This window comes from Nonomuraea fuscirosea (assembly GCF_003001935.1).
Classification (GTDB): domain Bacteria; phylum Actinomycetota; class Actinomycetes; order Streptosporangiales; family Streptosporangiaceae; genus Nonomuraea; species Nonomuraea fuscirosea.
The window spans coordinates 65,720-81,310 of sequence record NZ_PVNG01000035.1 but is presented as its reverse complement, the minus strand read 5'-3'; the positions used below and the strand labels follow the sequence as shown (position 1 = coordinate 81,310).

At 72.7% G+C, this 15,591-nt stretch carries 14 protein-coding genes; 8 read left to right on the top strand and 6 right to left on the bottom strand.

Annotated features, from left to right (window positions below; genetic code table 11):
• Positions 1-469 precede the first annotated feature (469 nt).
• A complete protein-coding gene (locus B0I32_RS51665) occupies positions 470-790 on the bottom strand; it encodes a DinB family protein (RefSeq protein ID WP_146178628.1) in 321 nt (106 codons plus the stop codon).
• A gap of 916 nt (positions 791-1,706) precedes the next feature.
• Here B0I32_RS51665 and B0I32_RS51660 point away from each other — a divergent pair.
• Together B0I32_RS51660 and B0I32_RS57055 are read left to right on the top strand one after the other, a co-directional pair.
• A complete protein-coding gene (locus B0I32_RS51660; RefSeq protein ID WP_219912452.1) occupies positions 1,707-3,332 on the top strand; it encodes a CocE/NonD family hydrolase in 1,626 nt (541 codons plus the stop codon).
• A 431-nt stretch (positions 3,333-3,763) separates the two neighbouring features.
• Positions 3,764-4,132 (top strand): hypothetical protein, encoded by a 369-nt coding sequence (locus tag B0I32_RS57055; protein ID WP_146178627.1) that lies wholly within the window; start codon positions 3,764-3,766, stop codon positions 4,130-4,132.
• A 202-nt stretch (positions 4,133-4,334) separates the two neighbouring features.
• On the opposite strand, the gene B0I32_RS51650 is transcribed toward B0I32_RS57055, so the two are convergent.
• A complete protein-coding gene (locus B0I32_RS51650) occupies positions 4,335-5,153 on the bottom strand; it encodes an alpha/beta hydrolase (RefSeq protein WP_106252370.1) in 819 nt (272 codons plus the stop codon).
• 132 nt (positions 5,154-5,285) lie between these two features.
• Between B0I32_RS51650 and B0I32_RS51645 the strand changes: the two genes are divergently transcribed.
• From B0I32_RS51645 to B0I32_RS51630, 4 genes are read left to right on the top strand one after another with little or no spacing between them, the layout of a single operon-like run.
• On the top strand, positions 5,286-5,774 hold the full coding sequence (locus tag B0I32_RS51645; protein ID WP_106252369.1) for a methylated-DNA--[protein]-cysteine S-methyltransferase: 489 nt from the start codon (positions 5,286-5,288) through the stop codon (positions 5,772-5,774).
• Entirely contained in the window at positions 5,771-6,481 is a 711-nt protein-coding gene (locus tag B0I32_RS51640; protein WP_106252368.1) for a 2OG-Fe(II) oxygenase, read from the top strand. Before B0I32_RS51645 ends, B0I32_RS51640 begins: the two co-directional genes overlap by 4 nt.
• Positions 6,481-6,975, top strand: coding sequence for a type 1 periplasmic-binding domain-containing protein (locus B0I32_RS51635; RefSeq protein ID WP_219912451.1), 495 nt, complete (start codon positions 6,481-6,483; stop codon positions 6,973-6,975). The genes B0I32_RS51640 and B0I32_RS51635 overlap by 1 nt, the downstream gene beginning before the upstream one ends.
• Positions 6,969-7,694, top strand: a complete 726-nt coding sequence (locus B0I32_RS51630) for an alpha-ketoglutarate-dependent dioxygenase AlkB family protein (protein ID WP_106252420.1) — start codon at positions 6,969-6,971, stop codon at positions 7,692-7,694. The genes B0I32_RS51635 and B0I32_RS51630 overlap by 7 nt, the downstream gene beginning before the upstream one ends.
• A gap of 76 nt (positions 7,695-7,770) precedes the next feature.
• Here B0I32_RS51630 and B0I32_RS51625 read toward each other — a convergent pair whose 3' ends face one another.
• The 3 genes from B0I32_RS51625 to B0I32_RS51615 all read right to left on the bottom strand — a co-directional run bounded on the left by B0I32_RS51625 (position 7,771) and on the right by B0I32_RS51615 (position 10,847).
• On the bottom strand, positions 7,771-8,469 hold the full coding sequence (locus B0I32_RS51625; protein ID WP_245956667.1) for a helix-turn-helix domain-containing protein: 699 nt from the start codon (positions 8,467-8,469) through the stop codon (positions 7,771-7,773).
• Between the two features lie 56 nt (positions 8,470-8,525).
• Positions 8,526-9,560 (bottom strand): alpha/beta hydrolase, encoded by a 1,035-nt coding sequence (locus tag B0I32_RS51620; protein ID WP_106252366.1) that lies wholly within the window; start codon positions 9,558-9,560, stop codon positions 8,526-8,528.
• A gap of 63 nt (positions 9,561-9,623) precedes the next feature.
• The gene (locus B0I32_RS51615) at positions 9,624-10,847 is read right to left on the bottom strand and encodes an amidohydrolase family protein (RefSeq protein WP_106252364.1); all 1,224 of its coding nucleotides are present in this window, start codon (positions 10,845-10,847) and stop codon (positions 9,624-9,626) included.
• Positions 10,848-10,950: 103 nt separating this feature from the next.
• Between B0I32_RS51615 and B0I32_RS51610 the strand changes: the two genes are divergently transcribed.
• Together B0I32_RS51610 and B0I32_RS51605 are read left to right on the top strand one after the other, a co-directional pair.
• Complete coding sequence (locus B0I32_RS51610; protein WP_106252362.1) at positions 10,951-11,403, top strand: SRPBCC family protein; 453 nt, start codon at positions 10,951-10,953, stop codon at positions 11,401-11,403.
• Between the two features lie 32 nt (positions 11,404-11,435).
• Positions 11,436-12,365 carry an ROK family protein gene (locus tag B0I32_RS51605; RefSeq protein ID WP_106252360.1) on the top strand — a complete coding sequence of 310 codons (930 nt, stop codon included), beginning with the start codon at positions 11,436-11,438 and terminating at the stop codon, positions 12,363-12,365.
• On the opposite strand, the gene B0I32_RS51600 is transcribed toward B0I32_RS51605, so the two are convergent.
• Positions 12,336-15,539, bottom strand: coding sequence for an AfsR/SARP family transcriptional regulator (locus B0I32_RS51600; RefSeq protein WP_106252358.1), 3,204 nt, complete (start codon positions 15,537-15,539; stop codon positions 12,336-12,338). The two genes, B0I32_RS51605 and B0I32_RS51600, sit on opposite strands and share 30 nt — an antisense overlap.
• Between the last annotated feature and the right edge of the window lie 52 nt (positions 15,540-15,591).

The following is a 15,591-nucleotide window of genomic DNA, read 5'->3' as shown; positions in this document are numbered from 1 at the left end:
ATGGGTCGGTGGATGACCGATGAAGGTGAAGGGGAGCGGCGTGGTGGTGGCGACGGCCGCACGAAGAACGGTCGTCGCCACCACGTTGGCCGGCCTGTCCGCGGCGGATCCGACGCCTCGCCTCGCGGACCGGGCCGGACGGGTTTCCGTCCCCCTTGGCACAGTGTGGCCTGCGACGGCTTCCCGGCCGTGGTGGCCGGGCGTCCGTTTCCGATCTTCTCACCGTATCGGTCGTGACGTCGCGTATTCGCTTATAGCCGTGCCGGGACCAAACGTCTGGCTTTTTCGTACAGGCTGATCGTACGGCGTGGAAGCGGTTGATGTGAGGGCGGGTGGGGCCTCAGTTGTGGGTGAAGGCGTCCGTGCCGCCGGCACTGTTATGTACGAACCAGTCCGGGTAATGGCTGAGCTGTGTACGGACCAGCCCGGGTGAGGGGCAAGCTGTGCGCGGACCAGGCCCGGGCGGGGGTCAGTTGTGGGCGGCCCAGTTCGGGTGGCGGCCTAGGTGAGCCAGCAAGTGGTCCTGTGGCGGCGCGTGGGCGGGGACGGCTACTGGTGGGGCGAATCTGCCTGGGCGGTCCTGGGCGGTGACGAACAGGCGGGCCAGGTCGAGCAGTTCCTCGGCCAGGAGTGGTGGGATCGGGTGGTGTTCGCCGCAGGCCCTGGCCACGTCCCAGCCGTGCGCGGTGAGCTCGATGGCGCCGATCGCGGCCACCATCGGGCTGGTCAGGTGCCGGTCTCCTACGGGGACGAGGTCGTCGCCGGCCATGGCGGCCCATCGCCCGAGCACCTCCGTGGCACCGTCCCGCACCAGGAGGGCTGGGTTGCCCACCCATGTCGGGGCGGGTGACGGCAGCCCGAACGAAGACGGCCCAAGCGAAGACGGCCCGAGCGAAGGCGGTCCGGGTGACGATGATCCGAATGACGATGATCCGGGTGACGATGATCCGGGGGGCAAGGGTCTTGGTGACGGCAGGCGGGGTGACAGCGCCCCGGACGACGGTGAACCGCGTGACAGCGTCCCGGGTGACAGCGGACCCGGTGACGGCGGCCCGGACGACCGCGACTCCGATGACGGCAATCCCGATGACGGCAGCCCGAGCGACGACGGTCCGGATGACGACAGTTCAGGTGACGACAGCCCAGGTGACAGTGACCCAGGTGACAGTGACCCAGGTGACAGTGACCCAGGTGACAGTGACCCAGGTGACAGCGGCCCAGATGACGGCAGCCCAGGCGGTAGCGAACCCGGTGACAGCGGGCCCGGTGGCGGACCGGTCAAGCGGCCGTGGGTGGCGATGCTGCCTTCGAGAGGCTGCTGTGGGGGGTAGAGGTGGCTGGGGTCGGTGGGGATCGGGAAAAGCGGGATGGGGCCGGTGGCGGCTTGGTTGAGGGTTTGCAGGGAGTCGGTCATGTGGTCCAGCAACCGTTGCAGGTTCCAGCCGGCGCACGGTGTGGCGCGGCAGAGCGCGGATGGGGTGACAGCGCGCAGGCTGCCGAGGGTGTAGTCGATGGCTCGTTCCAGCAGCGCCACGCCCGCCGCCAGCGCCCGTCCATGCTCGTCCATAACGCCTCCTCGTAGGTGCAGACCCAGGGCGGGCGGAAAAGTCATCGTCCTCGTGCGAGCGTTTCCGAGACGGTGTCGGGTATGTCCGCATTTGCTGCCTGGTGAGTCGTACTCTGGGCCGGGAGCGAAAGGATCTGTCATGGGCATGCTCAGCCGGCTGTTCGACCGACTCCTCGGTCTGCCCGAGGCCACGACGCCTGACATCGAGGTCGTCCGTGAGCTGCGCGTGCCGATGCCCGACGGCGTCGTCCTGCGCGCCGACCGTTACCGTCCGCGCGGGTCCGAGCGGCTCCCGGTGGTGCTGCTGCGGACTCCGTACGGCAAGCACAAGCTCGACGTCACCGGCACCGCCCGCGTGCTGGCCCGGCGCGGCATGCAGGTGGTCGTGCAGGACGTCAGGGGCACGTTCAGCTCGGGCGGCCGGTTCTCGGCCTTCCGCCAGGAGAAGGAGGACGGTCTCGCCACCGCCGCCTGGCTGCGCGAGCAGCCCTGGTGCGACGGGCGGCTGGCGACGGCCGGGGCGAGCTACCTGGGGTACACGCAGTGGGCGATCGGCCCCTACCTCGACCCGCCGTTGGAGGCCATGTGCCTGGGGGTGACGGCCGGCGAGTTCAGGACGACGTTCTATCCGGGCGGCGTGTTCGCCCTGCACAACCTGCTGACCTGGGCGGCGCTGCTCGGCACGCAGGAGGACGCGTGGCTGAGCGGGCTGCTGCCGAACCCGCGCCGCGAGAGCCGGGTGCGGCGCGCCATGGCGCACGTGCCGATCGGCCGGTCCGACATGGCCGCCATCGGCAAGCGGGTGCCGTTCCTGCGCGACGCCGCCGCCCACACCGAGGCGGACGACCCCTTCTGGGCCGACACCGACCACACCGCCACCGCCGCCGCGATGAATACGCCGACCAGCATGGTGACCGGCTGGTGGGACCTGCTGCTGCCCGCGCAGCTGCGTGACTTCGCGGCCCTGCGCGCGGCCGGGCGGCACAGCCGGATCCTGATCGGCCCCTGGGGGCACGACCTGGGCGCAATGCGGGCGCTCCTGGCCGAGGAGGTGTCCTGGTTGTCGGCGCACCTGCTCGGAGACACCGCCCAGCTCCAGCGCTCCCCGGTACGGCTCTACCTCCAAGGGGCCGGCGCCTGGCTCGACTTCGACAGCTGGCCGCCGCCGCGCTCCGTACCGGCCGAGCTGCACCTGCTGGGTCGTCGAGCGCTCGGCTGGGACGGGCCGGGGACGGGCGGGCCCGACGGGTTCACCTACGATCCCGCGCGTCCCACGCGCTCGCCCGGCGGGCCGCTGCTCGACATGCGGGAGTCGAAGCAGCGCGACAACCGCGCCGTCGAGGCTCGCCCCGACGTGCTCGTCTACACCGGCGCGCCGCTCCCCCGCCGGCTCGACCTGATCGGGCCTGTCACGGCCACCGTCCACGTACGCACCGACACCGGGTACGCCGACCTGTTCGTCCGGTTGTGCGACGTCGATCGGGACGGCGTGTCGCGCAACGTCACCGACGGCATCCTGCGACTGCCGCCCGGGAAAGAGGGCGTGGTCAGGGCCGAGGTCGAGTTGCAGCCGACCGGGTACCGGTTCCAGCCCGGACACCGGCTGCGGGTGCAGGTGGCGGGCGGGGCGTTCCCCCGGTTCGCGCGCAACCACGGGACCGGGGAGCCGGTGGGGGAAGCGGTGCGGACCCGGCCGACGCGCTTCGAGATCTTTCATGACGCGGAGCATCCGTCGTCGCTCATGCTGCCCGTGTTCGAGGGATGACGCTGGTACGACCTCAGTGGCGGACCTTTCCGCTGGGCGCGAAGAGGGAAGAGAGATGAATCGTCCCCTTCGGAACCTTTCCCGTTGAGCGCGAGTAAGGGAGGTGAAGGGAAGGGGCGGTTGCGGCGATGAGGTTGATGAGGTTGATGGTGCGGCGGTGGAGGGTCCGGAGTGAGCGCGCTGTGGGGGCTGCCGGGCTGTTCAGTGGTGGTGGCCTGCTCGGTGGCAACGGCCTGCGGGTGAGGGCGCTGCGGGTGCTGGTGGTCTGTTCGGTGGTGGTGGGGGTCGTCGGCGGGTGTGCGGGCGGGGGCGGGTCGGGTGAGGGCGCTGCCAGGGCTTCCGGTACGGCCCGGTCCGCCGGCGAGAGCGGCACGGCAGCCCCGGAGGGGAGCCCGGCGGCGATTCCTTCCGCGAGTGGGGCGACTCCCGTGGTGAGCGAGGGGAAAGGGTGCAACGGCACGCCGGTGTTCCTGGGTGAGGGGTTTCCTGAGGTGCGGGGGACGGCTCAGGGCGCCGAGTTGTGGGGGTTGCTGTTCGTCGGGCAGCCCCCGCTCAGCCGGAAGAAGGAGATCAAGATCGTGTGGCGGATGACCGGTGAAGGGCCGTTGCGGGTACGCGCCACGCTGCCGGACGGGAGCACCGCCAAGCTGGCCTGGGGGCCTGAGCAGCACGGAGGATCGAACTGGAGGCGGCCCGGGCAGGAGTGGGGCACCGGGTTCGTGTTCCCGAAGCCGGGATGCTGGAAGGTCGAGCTCACCCGGACCAGCGGCTCAGGGCATGCCTGGCTGCTCGTCAAGTGACCCGGCAACCGGCCTGACTTGCGGTACCGGAGGATCTTCGGTCAGACGCGGAGGCCGGCTTTCCCGCCGATGCTGAGGGGCGGCGCTCCCGCCGAGCCGAAGAGCGCCACTCTCGGAGGAGTCGGAGGGAACGGAGGGGTCGCAGGAGTCCGAGGGTCAGGGATCGCGACGGGCCAGAGGGATCGCAGGGGTCAGAAGGGGGTCAGAAGGGTCCGGTGGGGAGGGTGCGGTCGATGAAGGAGGTCACGTCGGCCAGGACCTCGTCCTTGTTGGTCTCGTTGAACACCTCGTGCCTGGCCCCCGGGTAGATCCGTTCCGTGAGGTCGCCGCCTCTCACGGCGTCGATGCCCGAGCGGCTGCCGGGCAGCGGGACGAGCTGGTCGTCCTCCCCGTGCACCCACAGCGTGGGCAGCGCGCCGAACGTGCCGCCCTTGGCGATCGTGTCCAGCGCCGTCGCGAACGCGTCCAGCGTCGTGCGCCTGAACGGCCCGTGCCACACCAGCGGGTCCTCGGCGTACGCGGCCCCGACGGACGGGTCGCGGGAGAGGGTGGCGGGGTCGATGGGGGTGTCCGGCGGCTCCTCGTACGTGAGCAGTTCGGGCACGATCGCCCACTCCCCGATCACCGGCCCGGACAGGACGAGCGCGGTCAGGCCGGAGGCGTAGCGCTGGGCGTAGCGGGCGGCGATCATGCCGCCCATCGAGTGGCCGATCACGACGACGGGGACGCCGGGATGGTCGGCCCTGGCCTGCTCCTCGACGGTGTGCACGTCGGTGACCACGTCCTCGAAGTCCTCGATGAGCGCCCGATCACCCTCCGACCTGCCGTGGCCCATGTGGTCGAGGCCGTAGACGGCGGCGCCGTGGCGGACGAGGCGGCCGGCCACGTACTCGTAGCGGCCGATGTGCTCGCCGTAGCCGTGGACCAGGATGGCGAGGTATCGGGGCAGGTCACGGGGCCATGCGCGGACCGTGATGCGGCCCTTGGCGCCGGTGAAGGTGTGCTCGCGCGACTCGGCCATGCTCACTCCTAGCTCGCAACTGCGGTGAGCGTACGCTTCCCGTTCGATGATCGTCCAATCCGGGCGGGAAAAGGGGTGCCGCGATGTCCGAAAATCGCTGCCCTGGACGGGCGCGGCGGTGTTGTAGAGGGTATGGACATCTACACCACGATCGACAGCCCGCTGGGCGAGATCCTGCTCGCCGGGGACGGTTCCGTGCTGACCCGCGTGTCGTTCGACGTGAGCTCGGCGCGGGACGGGTGGCGGCGTGAGCCGCGCGCGTTCGCCGCGGCGGAGCGGCAGCTCGGCGAGTACTTCGCGGGCGAGCGTACCGTGTTCGACCTGCCGTTCTCCACGCGAGGCAGCACCTTCCACGAGCGGGTGTGGGCGGCGGTGGCGGTGCTGCCGTACGGCACCACGATCAGCTACGGCGCGCTGGCCGCGCGCATCGGCGCGCCCGCCGACCGGGTCCGCGCCGTCGGGGCCGCCGTCGGCGCGAACCCGCTGCTCCTCGTCCTGCCCTGCCACCGCGTCGTCGCCGCGAACGGCGCTCTGACCGGGTACGCGGGCGGCCTCGAACGCAAGCACGCCCTGCTCACGCTCGAAGGCGTGCTGCAGCCCCAGCTCTGGAGCACCTCATGACGAAGACGCTGGACCAGGTCGAGCGGGCCGACTGGGCCGGGCTGGCCGGAGAGCTGGACGCGTACGGGTGCGCGCTGACGCCGCAGGTGCTCACCCCGGAGGAATGCCGGCAGATCGCCGGATTGTACGAGGAGGTGGAATTCTTCCGGGCCACCATCGACATGGAGCGCTACCGGTTCGGCGCCGGGCAGTACCGGTACTTCGACCACCCGCTCCCGCCGCTGGTCGAAGGGCTGCGGGCGGCGTTCTATCCCCGGCTGCTGCCGATCGCCCGGGACTGGGCGGCCAGGCTGGGGCAGCCCGCGCCGTGGCCGGACGATTTCGGTGAATGGCTGGACATGTGTCACGCAGCCGGCCAGACGCGGCCGACGCCGATCCTGCTGCGCTACCGGAGCGACGACTGGAACGCCCTGCACCGCGACCTGTACGGGGACCTGGTCTTCCCGCTGCAGGTGGTGATCGGGCTGGACCGGCCCGGCGCGGACTACACCGGGGGCGAGTTCCTGCTGGTCGAGCAGCGGCCCCGGGCGCAGTCGCGGGGCACGGTGACGCTGTTGCCGCAGGGGCACGGACTGATCTTCACCACGCGGGACCGGCCGGTCCGGTCGGCGCGCGGCTGGTCGGCCTCGCCGGTGCGGCACGGGGTGAGCACCGTACGCTCCGGCCTGCGCCACACGCTGGGCCTCGTCTTCCACGACGCCAAGTGATGAAGGAGAGGGAGGCGGACGGGTTCGGGGCGGCAGGAGACCGGCTCGGTGCGGCGACGGACGGGTTCGGGGCGGTGGAGTTGGCGCGGGTTGTCGAGCTTGTCCGAAGGCAGGGCGCTCGTACGGTCGTGGTCGGGCATGGGCGGGATGCCGGGCCCGCCGCCGAGGCGTTCGCGCGGACCTGGGAGGGGACGGTGCTGGCGGTGATCGGCTGGCCGGAGCGGGCGGCCTCCTGGTTGCGGCAGGCCAGGCGGTTCACGGCGGGCGAGCCGGACGCCTGGGTGGTGGCCGGCGCACCGCTCGGATGGGCCGGTATGAGCGAGCGGCTGCGGCGCAGCACCGACTGGGATCCTGCCCGTACGTACGGCTTCGCCGCCACCGCCCGCGCGGTCGCGCTGGCCCCGCCTGGGACACTGGAGGGCATGCGCGGTGCCGACCACGACGGAAATGCCTGGCAAATCGGCCGAAACGTGATTTTTCGGGAAATATCGTGATCCCCCTCCCCCCAAGAGAGATCGCCCCCGGCGCGGTCCACGTCCCCGGCTGGCTCACGCTCGACGAGCAGCGCCACCTCGTGGACGCCTGCCGCGCCTGGGCCCAGGGTCCCGTGCCGATCCGGCACACCGTGCTGCCGAGGGGCGGCGTCATGTCGGTCCAGACCGTCTGCGTGGGCTGGCACTGGCAGCCGTACCGGTACACCCGCCTGGCCCACGACGTGAACGGCCGGCAGGTGGCGGACTTCCCCGGCTGGCTGGCCGACCTGGGCCGCCGCGCCCTGTCCGACGCCTACGGCCCCGCCGCCCGCGCCGAGAGCGCCGACGGCGGATCGACCACGTCCCAGCAGTACGAGCCCGCCGCGTACGGGCCCAACGCGTACGAACCTGACACGTACGAACCCGACACCGCGCTGATCAACTTCTACGACGGCGAGGCGAAGATGGGCATGCACCAGGACAAGGACGAGAAGTCCGACGCCCCCGTGGTGTCGCTGAGCATCGGCGACGCCTGCCTCTTCCGCTTCGGCAACCCCGAGACGCGCGGCCGCCCGTACACCGACGTGCGGCTCGCCTCGGGCGACCTGTTCGTGTTCGGCGGGCCGTCGCGCTTCGCCTACCACGGCGTGCCGAAGGTCTACCCGGGGACGGGCGATCCCGCCACCGGACTGACCTCCGGCCGGCTCAACCTGACGATGCGCGTCACCGGCCTGCGATGACGCGGGCCGAAGCACATCACCGGCCTGAGATGACGCGGGCCGAGGCGCGTCACCATCCTGCGACGGTCGAAGCGCGTCACTGCCCCGCGAGGACGTAGCCGAACTCGTCGTCGGCGAGCCTGCGCCGCAGCATGCGGACGACCTTGGCCCCGTCGTCCTGCGGGCCCTCCCGGTAGAAGGGCTTGCCGTCGCGGCCGAACGTGATCGTCGAGCCGCCCTCCCACTTGCCGAGCAGTTCGGAGCCGAGCGTGAAACCCTCGTCCGGCTCGAAACCGAGGGTGCGCGCGTAGTCGATGGACCCGTACACGAGCTGCCTGACCAGCTCGATCGGCACCTCCTGCCAGCCCGCGTACTCGCCGAAGAAGTATTCGCGGAAACGGACGAGGTCGCGGTCGTTGAGCACGTCGGGGCCGATGACGTTCTTCACGCCCAGGCAGTGGACGTCGGCCAGGTAGCCGCAGACCGACAGCCGGTCCCACGTGTGGCGGCGGGCGACGAGCACGGAGACCGCGCCGCCGGCGCCGGAGTCGGGGGCGTCGTCCACCCAGCCGGTGCTCCGGTCGAAGCCGAGCCCCTCGCTCCAGCCCGCGTTGATCCAGCAGCCGACGACCTCGGCCTCGGCCGGGTCGCCGCTCTCGGCGGCGCCGGCGGCTTCGGCGGCGACGGCCCGCACCAGCGGCGCGACGACCGACGGGGACACCTTGAGCGCGCGGGCGATCTCCTTGGGCGACTTGCCCTGCCGGCGCAGCTCGCGTACCTGGTCCTTCAGTTCCATTGCGGCAGCCTAACGGTCACCGGCGCCCGCCGGTGACCGCCACGACCGGGCGGCGATCACTTGCTCAGCCGGCGCGACAACCAGGCGAGGGCGAGCGGGTAGCGGTACTCGATGCCGCCGTGACCCGCGTCGAAGAGCTCGAAGTGGATCCGCTCGCCCGGCACGCCCGCCGTCTGCACCGCCCGGTGGAACGCCACGACGCCGAAGTCGAGGAAGTACTCGTCGCGGCGGCCGGCGTCGACCCAGATGGCGCGCATCGACCGCAGCGCCTCGGCGTAGCGGGGCTCACCGGCCATGACGACCGGGTCGCGGTCGAGCCAGCGCTGCCAGACCTCGGGCACGACGGCGCCCGTGTCGTCGAACGGCAGCCGCACGGTGCCGTCGTCGTCGGCGGAGTAGGCGGCCGCGTAGGCGTACATCTCCAGCAGTTCGAGGTCGCCCTCCTTGGTGCCGGCCAGGCGGCCGCGGAAGTCGGTCAGGAACGTGTCGTACGAGCCGTCGTACATGTCGCGCAGCCTGCGCGCCAGCCCCGGGAAGCTGGGCCGGGCGGCCACCTCGAACAGCGCGTCGCCGGCGTGCGTGGCCAGCGCGCCGAACACGTCGGGCGCCAGCATGGCGCTCACCATGGCCCCGTAGCCGCCGCTGGACTTGCCGGTGACGGCGCGGTGGTCGCGGTCGGCGATCGTCCGGTAGTGCGCGTCCACGTACGGGACGATCTCGTCGCGCAGGTAGGAGTGGTAGCGGCCGGTGCCGGGCGAGTCGAGGTACTGGCTGCCGCCGAGCGCGGTCCAGGCGTCGACGTACACGACGACGGCGGGCGGCACGTCGCCGCCGGCGAACAACGCGTCGGCCAGCTCGGGGTACGGCTGGCGGAACGGCGCCCGGTTGAACCACATGGCGACGTGCCCGGTGTAGCCGAGCAGCACGTAGATGGAGGGGTAGCGGCGCTCGGGGTCGTCGTCGTATCCCGGCGGGACGTACACGACCAGGGGCCGCTCGTGCGGATCGCCCAGGGGGTTGTCCCGCAGCAGCGCGCTGTCGACGACGTGGTGATCGAGACGTCCGGCCAGCTCGGCGGACCAGGGCAACATGGGATCTCCTTCGTACGACGGACTCGGTCACTCCGGGGACGGACGGGACCCGGCTTCATGAGGTCAGCCGACCGACGCGGTCACGGTGTCCACGCCCGTCTGGCCGACGGAGCGCCCCGAGACCAGGACGAGCGCGAGGTCACGCAGGTCGGCGAGGCGTTCGAGCGGATTGCCCGCGACGGCTATGAGGTCGGCCCGCTTGCCGGGGTCGAGGCTGCCGGTGACCTCGCCCACCCCGCAGGCGTCGGCGGCCAGCACGGTGGCCAGCTCGATGATCTCCGCGTTGCCGTAGCCGGCCATCGCGAACACCTCCAGGCCGCCCACGTACAGGTCGGCCGGGTTCGCCACGCCGCCGGCCGCGAACCCGCAGTCGGTGCCCGCGATCTGACGCACCCCCGCCTCCCGCATGGAGGAGATCCCGTGCAGCCAGGCGTCCAGCATCTCCTGCCCGTGCGCCGCCCGGATGCGCTCGAACGCGCCGTGCACCGTGGGGCAAACGTACGTGCCGGCGGCGGCGATCAGCTCGGCGAGCTTGGCGTCGTAGCGGTGGCCCGACGGGGTGAAGAACGTGCAGTGCTCGATGGTGGCGACCCCCGCCTCCAGGGAGCTGCGGATCGCCGCGTGCGCGTGGGCGTGGGCGGCGACACCCTTGCCGCGCGTGGCCGCCTCCTCGACGACGGCGCGCAGCTGCTCGGTCGTGTACTGCGGCACCCAGCTGGGCGGCGCGCCCGGCGTCATCAGCCCGCCCGAGGCCATCACCTTGAGGCAGTCGGCGCCCGCGCGCAGATTCTCCCTGGCCACCCGGCGCACGCCGGCCTCGTCGTCGGCCTCGCCGCCCATGTACCAGCAGTGACCGCCGGTGATGGTGATGGGCCTGGTGGCGGCGACGATGTGCGGGCCGACGGCCAGGCCCTCCTCGATCGCGTCGCGCAGCGCCAGGTCGAGGAAGTCGCGCGCGCCCAGGTCGCGGGCCGTGGTGACGCCCGCGGAGACGAGCTTGCGGGCGTTCTCCGCCATCCGCAGCAACAGGTGGCGCTCGCTCTCGGGGCTGCGTCTGGTCACCGGATCGACCTGGGCGTCGAACCCCAGGTGCACGTGCGCGTCGATCAGGCCGGGCAGCACGGTGTGCTCCGGCAGCTCCAGGACCTCGCCGACCTCGCCGGCCTCGCCCGCGCTGCCGCGCGGCCCGACGGAGACGATCCGGCCGCCGTCGATGAGGACCTCTCCGTCGGCGATCACCTCTCCCCGGCGTCCGGTGAGCACCCTTGCCGCGCGAACGATCCTCATGCGTTCCACCCTGCCACGCGCCTAAAGGTGAGGAGAAGGGGATCGTAAGCCGCGCCCGGCATCGTTGAGGTCATCAAGCCACAGAGCATGGAGGACCAGGACGATGAGCCAGACCGCCGAATACGACCTCATCCGCCACTTCGACGCCCCCCGCGAGACGGTGTGGGCCGCCTGGACCGAGCCTGAGCGGTTCTCCCGCTGGTTCGGGCCGGAGACGCTGTCCACGCCGGTGGGCCGGATCACCCTGGACGCGCGGCCGGGCGGGGCCTGGCAGACGACGCTGGTGGGCGAGGAGGGGTTCGAGGTGACGATGGGCGGGACGTACCGGGAGGTGTCGGCGCCGGAGCGGCTGGTGTTCACCACCGGCGACCCCGACAACCCCGGCGACGCGCCCGCGTCCGTCGTGACGATCCGCCTGACCGAGGCGGACGGCAAGACCGAGATGCGCTTCCACCAGTACGGCGTCAACACCGACCAGGAGCATGCCGAGCAGGCCAAGGCGGGCTGGATCACCTTCTTCGACCGCCTGGCCGCGCACGTCGAGGCCCGCTCCTGAACGGTGGTCCCCCCGTGGGGGACGATGTCCCGATGGACTATGTCGCGGCGGTCGATGTCGGTGGAACCACCATGAAAGGCGGATTCATCGCCAGGGACGGGACGATCCTCCACTTCGAACGCCGCCCGACCCCTCGCGCCGAAGGCCCCGACCGGGTCATCGAGGCCGTCTCCACCTTCGTCACCGACCTGTCCCGCCCCCGGAACGGCGTCCAGAGCGGGGACCCGGGTGAGGGGCGGCCGGTGGGGGTGGGGGTGGCTGTGCCGGGGTTGGTGACGCCGACGCACGCGGTCTTCGCCGCCGCGTTCGGCTGGCGTGACGTGCCCGCCGCCGCGTTCGCCGGGCCGCTCGCCGACGGGGACCTGCCCGTCGCGCTGGGCCACGACGTGCGCTCGGCCGGGGAGGCGGAGCTCGCCTACGGGGGCGGCGGGCGCGACGTGCTGTACCTGCCGATCGGCACGGGGATCGCGGGCGCCGTGGTGCTGTCGGGGTCCCTGTACGGAGGCGCGGGAGGATGGGCCGGGCAGATCGGGCACATCCCGGTGTGGCCGGACGGGGCGGCCTGCGGATGCGGTCAGAGGGGATGCCTGGCGGCGTACGCGTCGGGCTCGGCCGTGGCGGCGCGGTGCGAGGTGGGCTCGGCCGAGGAGGTGGTCCGGCTGGTCGCGTCGGGGGACGCGCGGGCCGCGAAGGTGTGGGCGGACGCGGTGGAGGCGCTGGCCGTGGCGCTGGCGACGTACACGCTGACCCTGGATCCGGCGGAGATCGTCATCGGCGGCGGGGTGTCGCTCGCGGGCGACGTACTGCTCGTGCCGCTGCGCGAACGACTGGCCGCCCGGCTCTCCTTCCGCCCGGCCCCCGCGATCCGGGCCTCGGGCCTGGGCCCGCGGGCCGGCCTGCTGGGAGCGGGCCTCCTGGCCTGGCGCGCCGCCTCAGACGTCTCCCCCCGTCCCACGACCTGACCGCCCCCCGCCGAGCATCCGAGCAGGTCCGAGCAGGTTCTGGGCGTCGTCGAGCTTGTACGACGCCCCCTTCGCGTACGCCGCCGCGAACGCCTCCTCCCCCAGCTCCTCCCGCGCCCGCGCCGCGGCCCGCGAGATGTCGACCTGCTCCGGTATCCCGGCGGGCGACTGGTGCTGCCGTCTGGCCGCGTCCGCCAGCCCCAGCAGGATCGCGGTCAGTTCGGCCGAACCGGCGGCAGCGGCCGCGCCCTCGACGGCGCTCGCCATCGTCCGGGGGTCGCCGACCTTCGCGCCGGCGGCCAGCGCCTCGATGTGCAGCTCCATGGCGGCGGTCCTGTCGCCGCGCAGCTCCCTCAGGTAGCCGAGTTCGAGCAGCGTGTCGGGCAGGTGCAGGGCCGGCTCCGCCTCGGGGTCCCTGGACAGCGGTTCGAGCAGGTGGAGCAGGTGCTTCTCGGCCAGCTCCAGTCGCCCCGACCGGCGGGCGGCGTAGGCCAGGCCCATCTCGGCCATGGTGGAGCCCTTGCTGTACCCCTGGGCCTCGGCCAGCTTCAGCGCCCGGCCGGACAGCTCGACGGCCCGGTCGAGGTCGCCGCCCTGCATGGCGACCCAGCCGAGCCAGGCGATGTGCGTGCAGACCTCCGACCACAGCCCGAGCTCCTCGGCCATGCGCAGCCCCTCGCCGAACAGCTGGACGGCCCGTTCGACGTCGTTGGACATCTGGGCCAGCGAGGCGAGCCATTCGGTGGCCCGCAGCAGCCCCCACCGGTCCCCCAGTTCGGTGAACAGCCGGGCGCTCTCTCCCGCGATCCGTTCGAGCGCCTCGACGTCGCGCACGGTGAAGGCGTCCATGGCCTGCCGGGTGAGCGCGGTGGCGATGCCCCACCGGTCGTTCAGCTCCCTGAACGTGACCAGCGCCCGCTCCACCAGCAGTTGCCCCGTCGGCATGTCGTCGACGTGCAGCGCGGCGAACAGCTCGGCCCTGGCCCGCTCCCCCGGGTCCTCGATGGCCTCGATCACGGGCTTCCAGTCGGCTCGTTCGCCCGCCAGGAGAGCGAACCCGACCTCCCACCCGGCCGCCCTGGACAGCGCCGCGCCATCGTCCTGGGTGCGTGGGATCGCCAGGGCCGTCGACAGGGCGCGCCTGCCCTCAGCCAGCCGGCCGCGCAGGAACCAGTACCAGGCCAGCGCGTTGACCAGCCGCGCCGCCCCGCCGGCGTCCCCCCGCGCCACCGCCGTGTCGAGCGCCGCGCGCATGTTGGCGGCCTCGGCGTCCAGGCGCGGCAGCCAGTCCCGCTGCTCGGCCCCGTACAGACCGGGCTCAGCGCGTACGGCCAGGTCCAGGTAGTGGTTCAGGTGCGCCAGGCGGACCCGATCGAGCTCGCCGGCCTCCGACAGCCTGGCCAGGCAGTACTCCGACACCGACTCCAGCAGCCGGTAGCGCATCCCGGCGGGGCCGTCCACGACCACCACCAGGGACCGGTCGACCAGGCGGGCGAGCAGGTCCAGCACGTCGAGCCCGCTCTCGCCGCCGGCCGCGCAGACGGACTCGGCGGCCTCCAGCGTGCAGCCGTCGGCGTGCACGGCCAGGCGGCGCAGGACGACGCGCTCGTCCTCGGACAGCAGGTCCCAGCTCCAGTCGATCACGGCGGTGAGCGTCTGCTGGCGGGCCGGCGCGCCGCGCTGCCCCGAGGCCAGCAGCCGGAACCTGTCGTCCAGCCGGGACACCACCCCGTGCACGCCCAGCGCCCGCACCCGGGTCGCGGCCAGCTCCAGCGCCAGCGGGATGCCGTCGAGGCGGCGGCACAACTGCGCGACGGCCTGCGCGTTGCCCGCGTCCAGCGCGAAGCCCCTGGCGGAGGCGGCGGCCCTGGAGACGAACAGCCGTACGGCGTTGGAGCGCGCCATGGCGGCCAGGTCGGCGCTGGTGGGCACGTCGAGCGGCGGCACGCTCCACAGCACCTCGCCGGAGACGGCCAGCGGCTCCCGGCTCGTGGTCAGGATGCGCAGATCGGGGCAGGCCCGCAGGAGCAGCTCGGCCAGCTCGGCGACCTGGTCGACCACGTGCTCGCAGTTGTCGAGCAGGAGCAGCGTGCGCCGGGTCCTGAGCGCGGCGGCCAGCCGCCCGCCCAGCACCGCGAGCTCCCCGCCGGCCTCCTCCCTGATGTCCAGGGCCGCCATGACCGCCTCCACCGGGGACCGGGAGCCCTGGTCCAGCGCCACCAGCCAGGCCCCGTCGGCGAACCCGTCGGCCAGCCGGTTCGCCGCCTCCAGCGCCAGGCGGGTCTTCCCGACCCCGCCGCTGCCGGTGAGCGTCACCAGCCGTTCCTCCTCGACCAGCGCGCACACCTCGGCCAGCGCCTCCTCCCGGCCGATCAGCTTGCTGACGGGGGCTGGCAGGTTGGTCACGGGACGGCCGGCGGGCACGCTCAGTGCCGGGTCCTGGCCGAGGATCGCCTGGTGCAGCGCGACCAGCTCGGGCCCTGGGTCGAGGCCCAGCTCGTCGGCCAGCCGGTCGCGCAGCTCGCCGTACGCGGCCAGCGCCTCGCTCTGCCGCCCGGCCCGGTACAGGGCGCGCATGTGGACGGCGCGCAGCCGTTCCCTGAGCGGATGGCGGCCCACGAGGTCGCCCAGCTCGCCGACGAGCAGCCCGTGCTCGCCCAGCTCCAGGCGCGCCTCGGCGTGCTGTTCCAGCGCCGACAGCCGCTGCTCCTCCAGGCGGTGCACGGCCGAGCGCGTGTACTCCTCGTCGGCGAAGTCCGCGTACGCGGGCCCGCGCCACAGCGCCAGCGCGTCGGCCAGCAGCCCGGCCCTGGTGCGCGGGCTCTCGGTGCTCTCGGCCCTGGCCAGCAGCTCCGCGAAGCGTACGGCGTCGAGCGCGCCCTCGTCGGTGCGGAGCAGGTAGCCGGGCGCGCGGGACACGACCAGGTTCTTGCCGCCGGCCTCGGCGTCCTCGAACGCCTTGCGCAGCTGCGAGACGCGGACCTGCAGCGCGCCCGCCGGGTTGGCCGGCGGCTCCTCGCCCCAGAGGTCGTGCACGAGCCGGTCGGCGGAGACGGGGTGACCCTCGTGGACGAGCAGGTCGACGAGGAGCGCCCGGACCTTGAGACCGGGAACCGTCACGGCCTGCCCCGCGTCGGTCCAGACCGCCAGCGGCCCCAGCACCCCGAATTTCATGGTGGTCACCCTATGTGCTTTTGTCCGCGCGGCTGAGCCTTTGGCAAGCACG

Bases quoted from the DNA above. Each gene is read 5' to 3' on its own strand.
- B0I32_RS51645 (WP_106252369.1), top strand. From the start codon at position 5,286: ATGGACATCTACACCACGATCGACAGCCCGCTGGGCGAGATCCTGCTC.
- B0I32_RS51660 (WP_219912452.1), top strand. From the start codon at position 1,707: ATGGGCATGCTCAGCCGGCTGTTCGACCGACTCCTCGGTCTGCCCGAG.
- B0I32_RS51605 (WP_106252360.1), top strand. From the start codon at position 11,436: ATGGACTATGTCGCGGCGGTCGATGTCGGTGGAACCACCATGAAAGGC.
- B0I32_RS51610 (WP_106252362.1), top strand. From the start codon at position 10,951: ATGAGCCAGACCGCCGAATACGACCTCATCCGCCACTTCGACGCCCCC.
- B0I32_RS51600 (WP_106252358.1), bottom strand. From the start codon at position 15,539: ATGAAATTCGGGGTGCTGGGGCCGCTGGCGGTCTGGACCGACGCGGGG.
- B0I32_RS51650 (WP_106252370.1), bottom strand. From the start codon at position 5,153: ATGGCCGAGTCGCGCGAGCACACCTTCACCGGCGCCAAGGGCCGCATC.
- B0I32_RS51635 (WP_219912451.1), top strand. From the start codon at position 6,481: ATGAAGGAGAGGGAGGCGGACGGGTTCGGGGCGGCAGGAGACCGGCTC.
- B0I32_RS51625 (WP_245956667.1), bottom strand. From the start codon at position 8,469: ATGGAACTGAAGGACCAGGTACGCGAGCTGCGCCGGCAGGGCAAGTCG.
- B0I32_RS51615 (WP_106252364.1), bottom strand. From the start codon at position 10,847: ATGAGGATCGTTCGCGCGGCAAGGGTGCTCACCGGACGCCGGGGAGAG.
- B0I32_RS51620 (WP_106252366.1), bottom strand. From the start codon at position 9,560: ATGTTGCCCTGGTCCGCCGAGCTGGCCGGACGTCTCGATCACCACGTC.
- B0I32_RS51640 (WP_106252368.1), top strand. From the start codon at position 5,771: ATGACGAAGACGCTGGACCAGGTCGAGCGGGCCGACTGGGCCGGGCTG.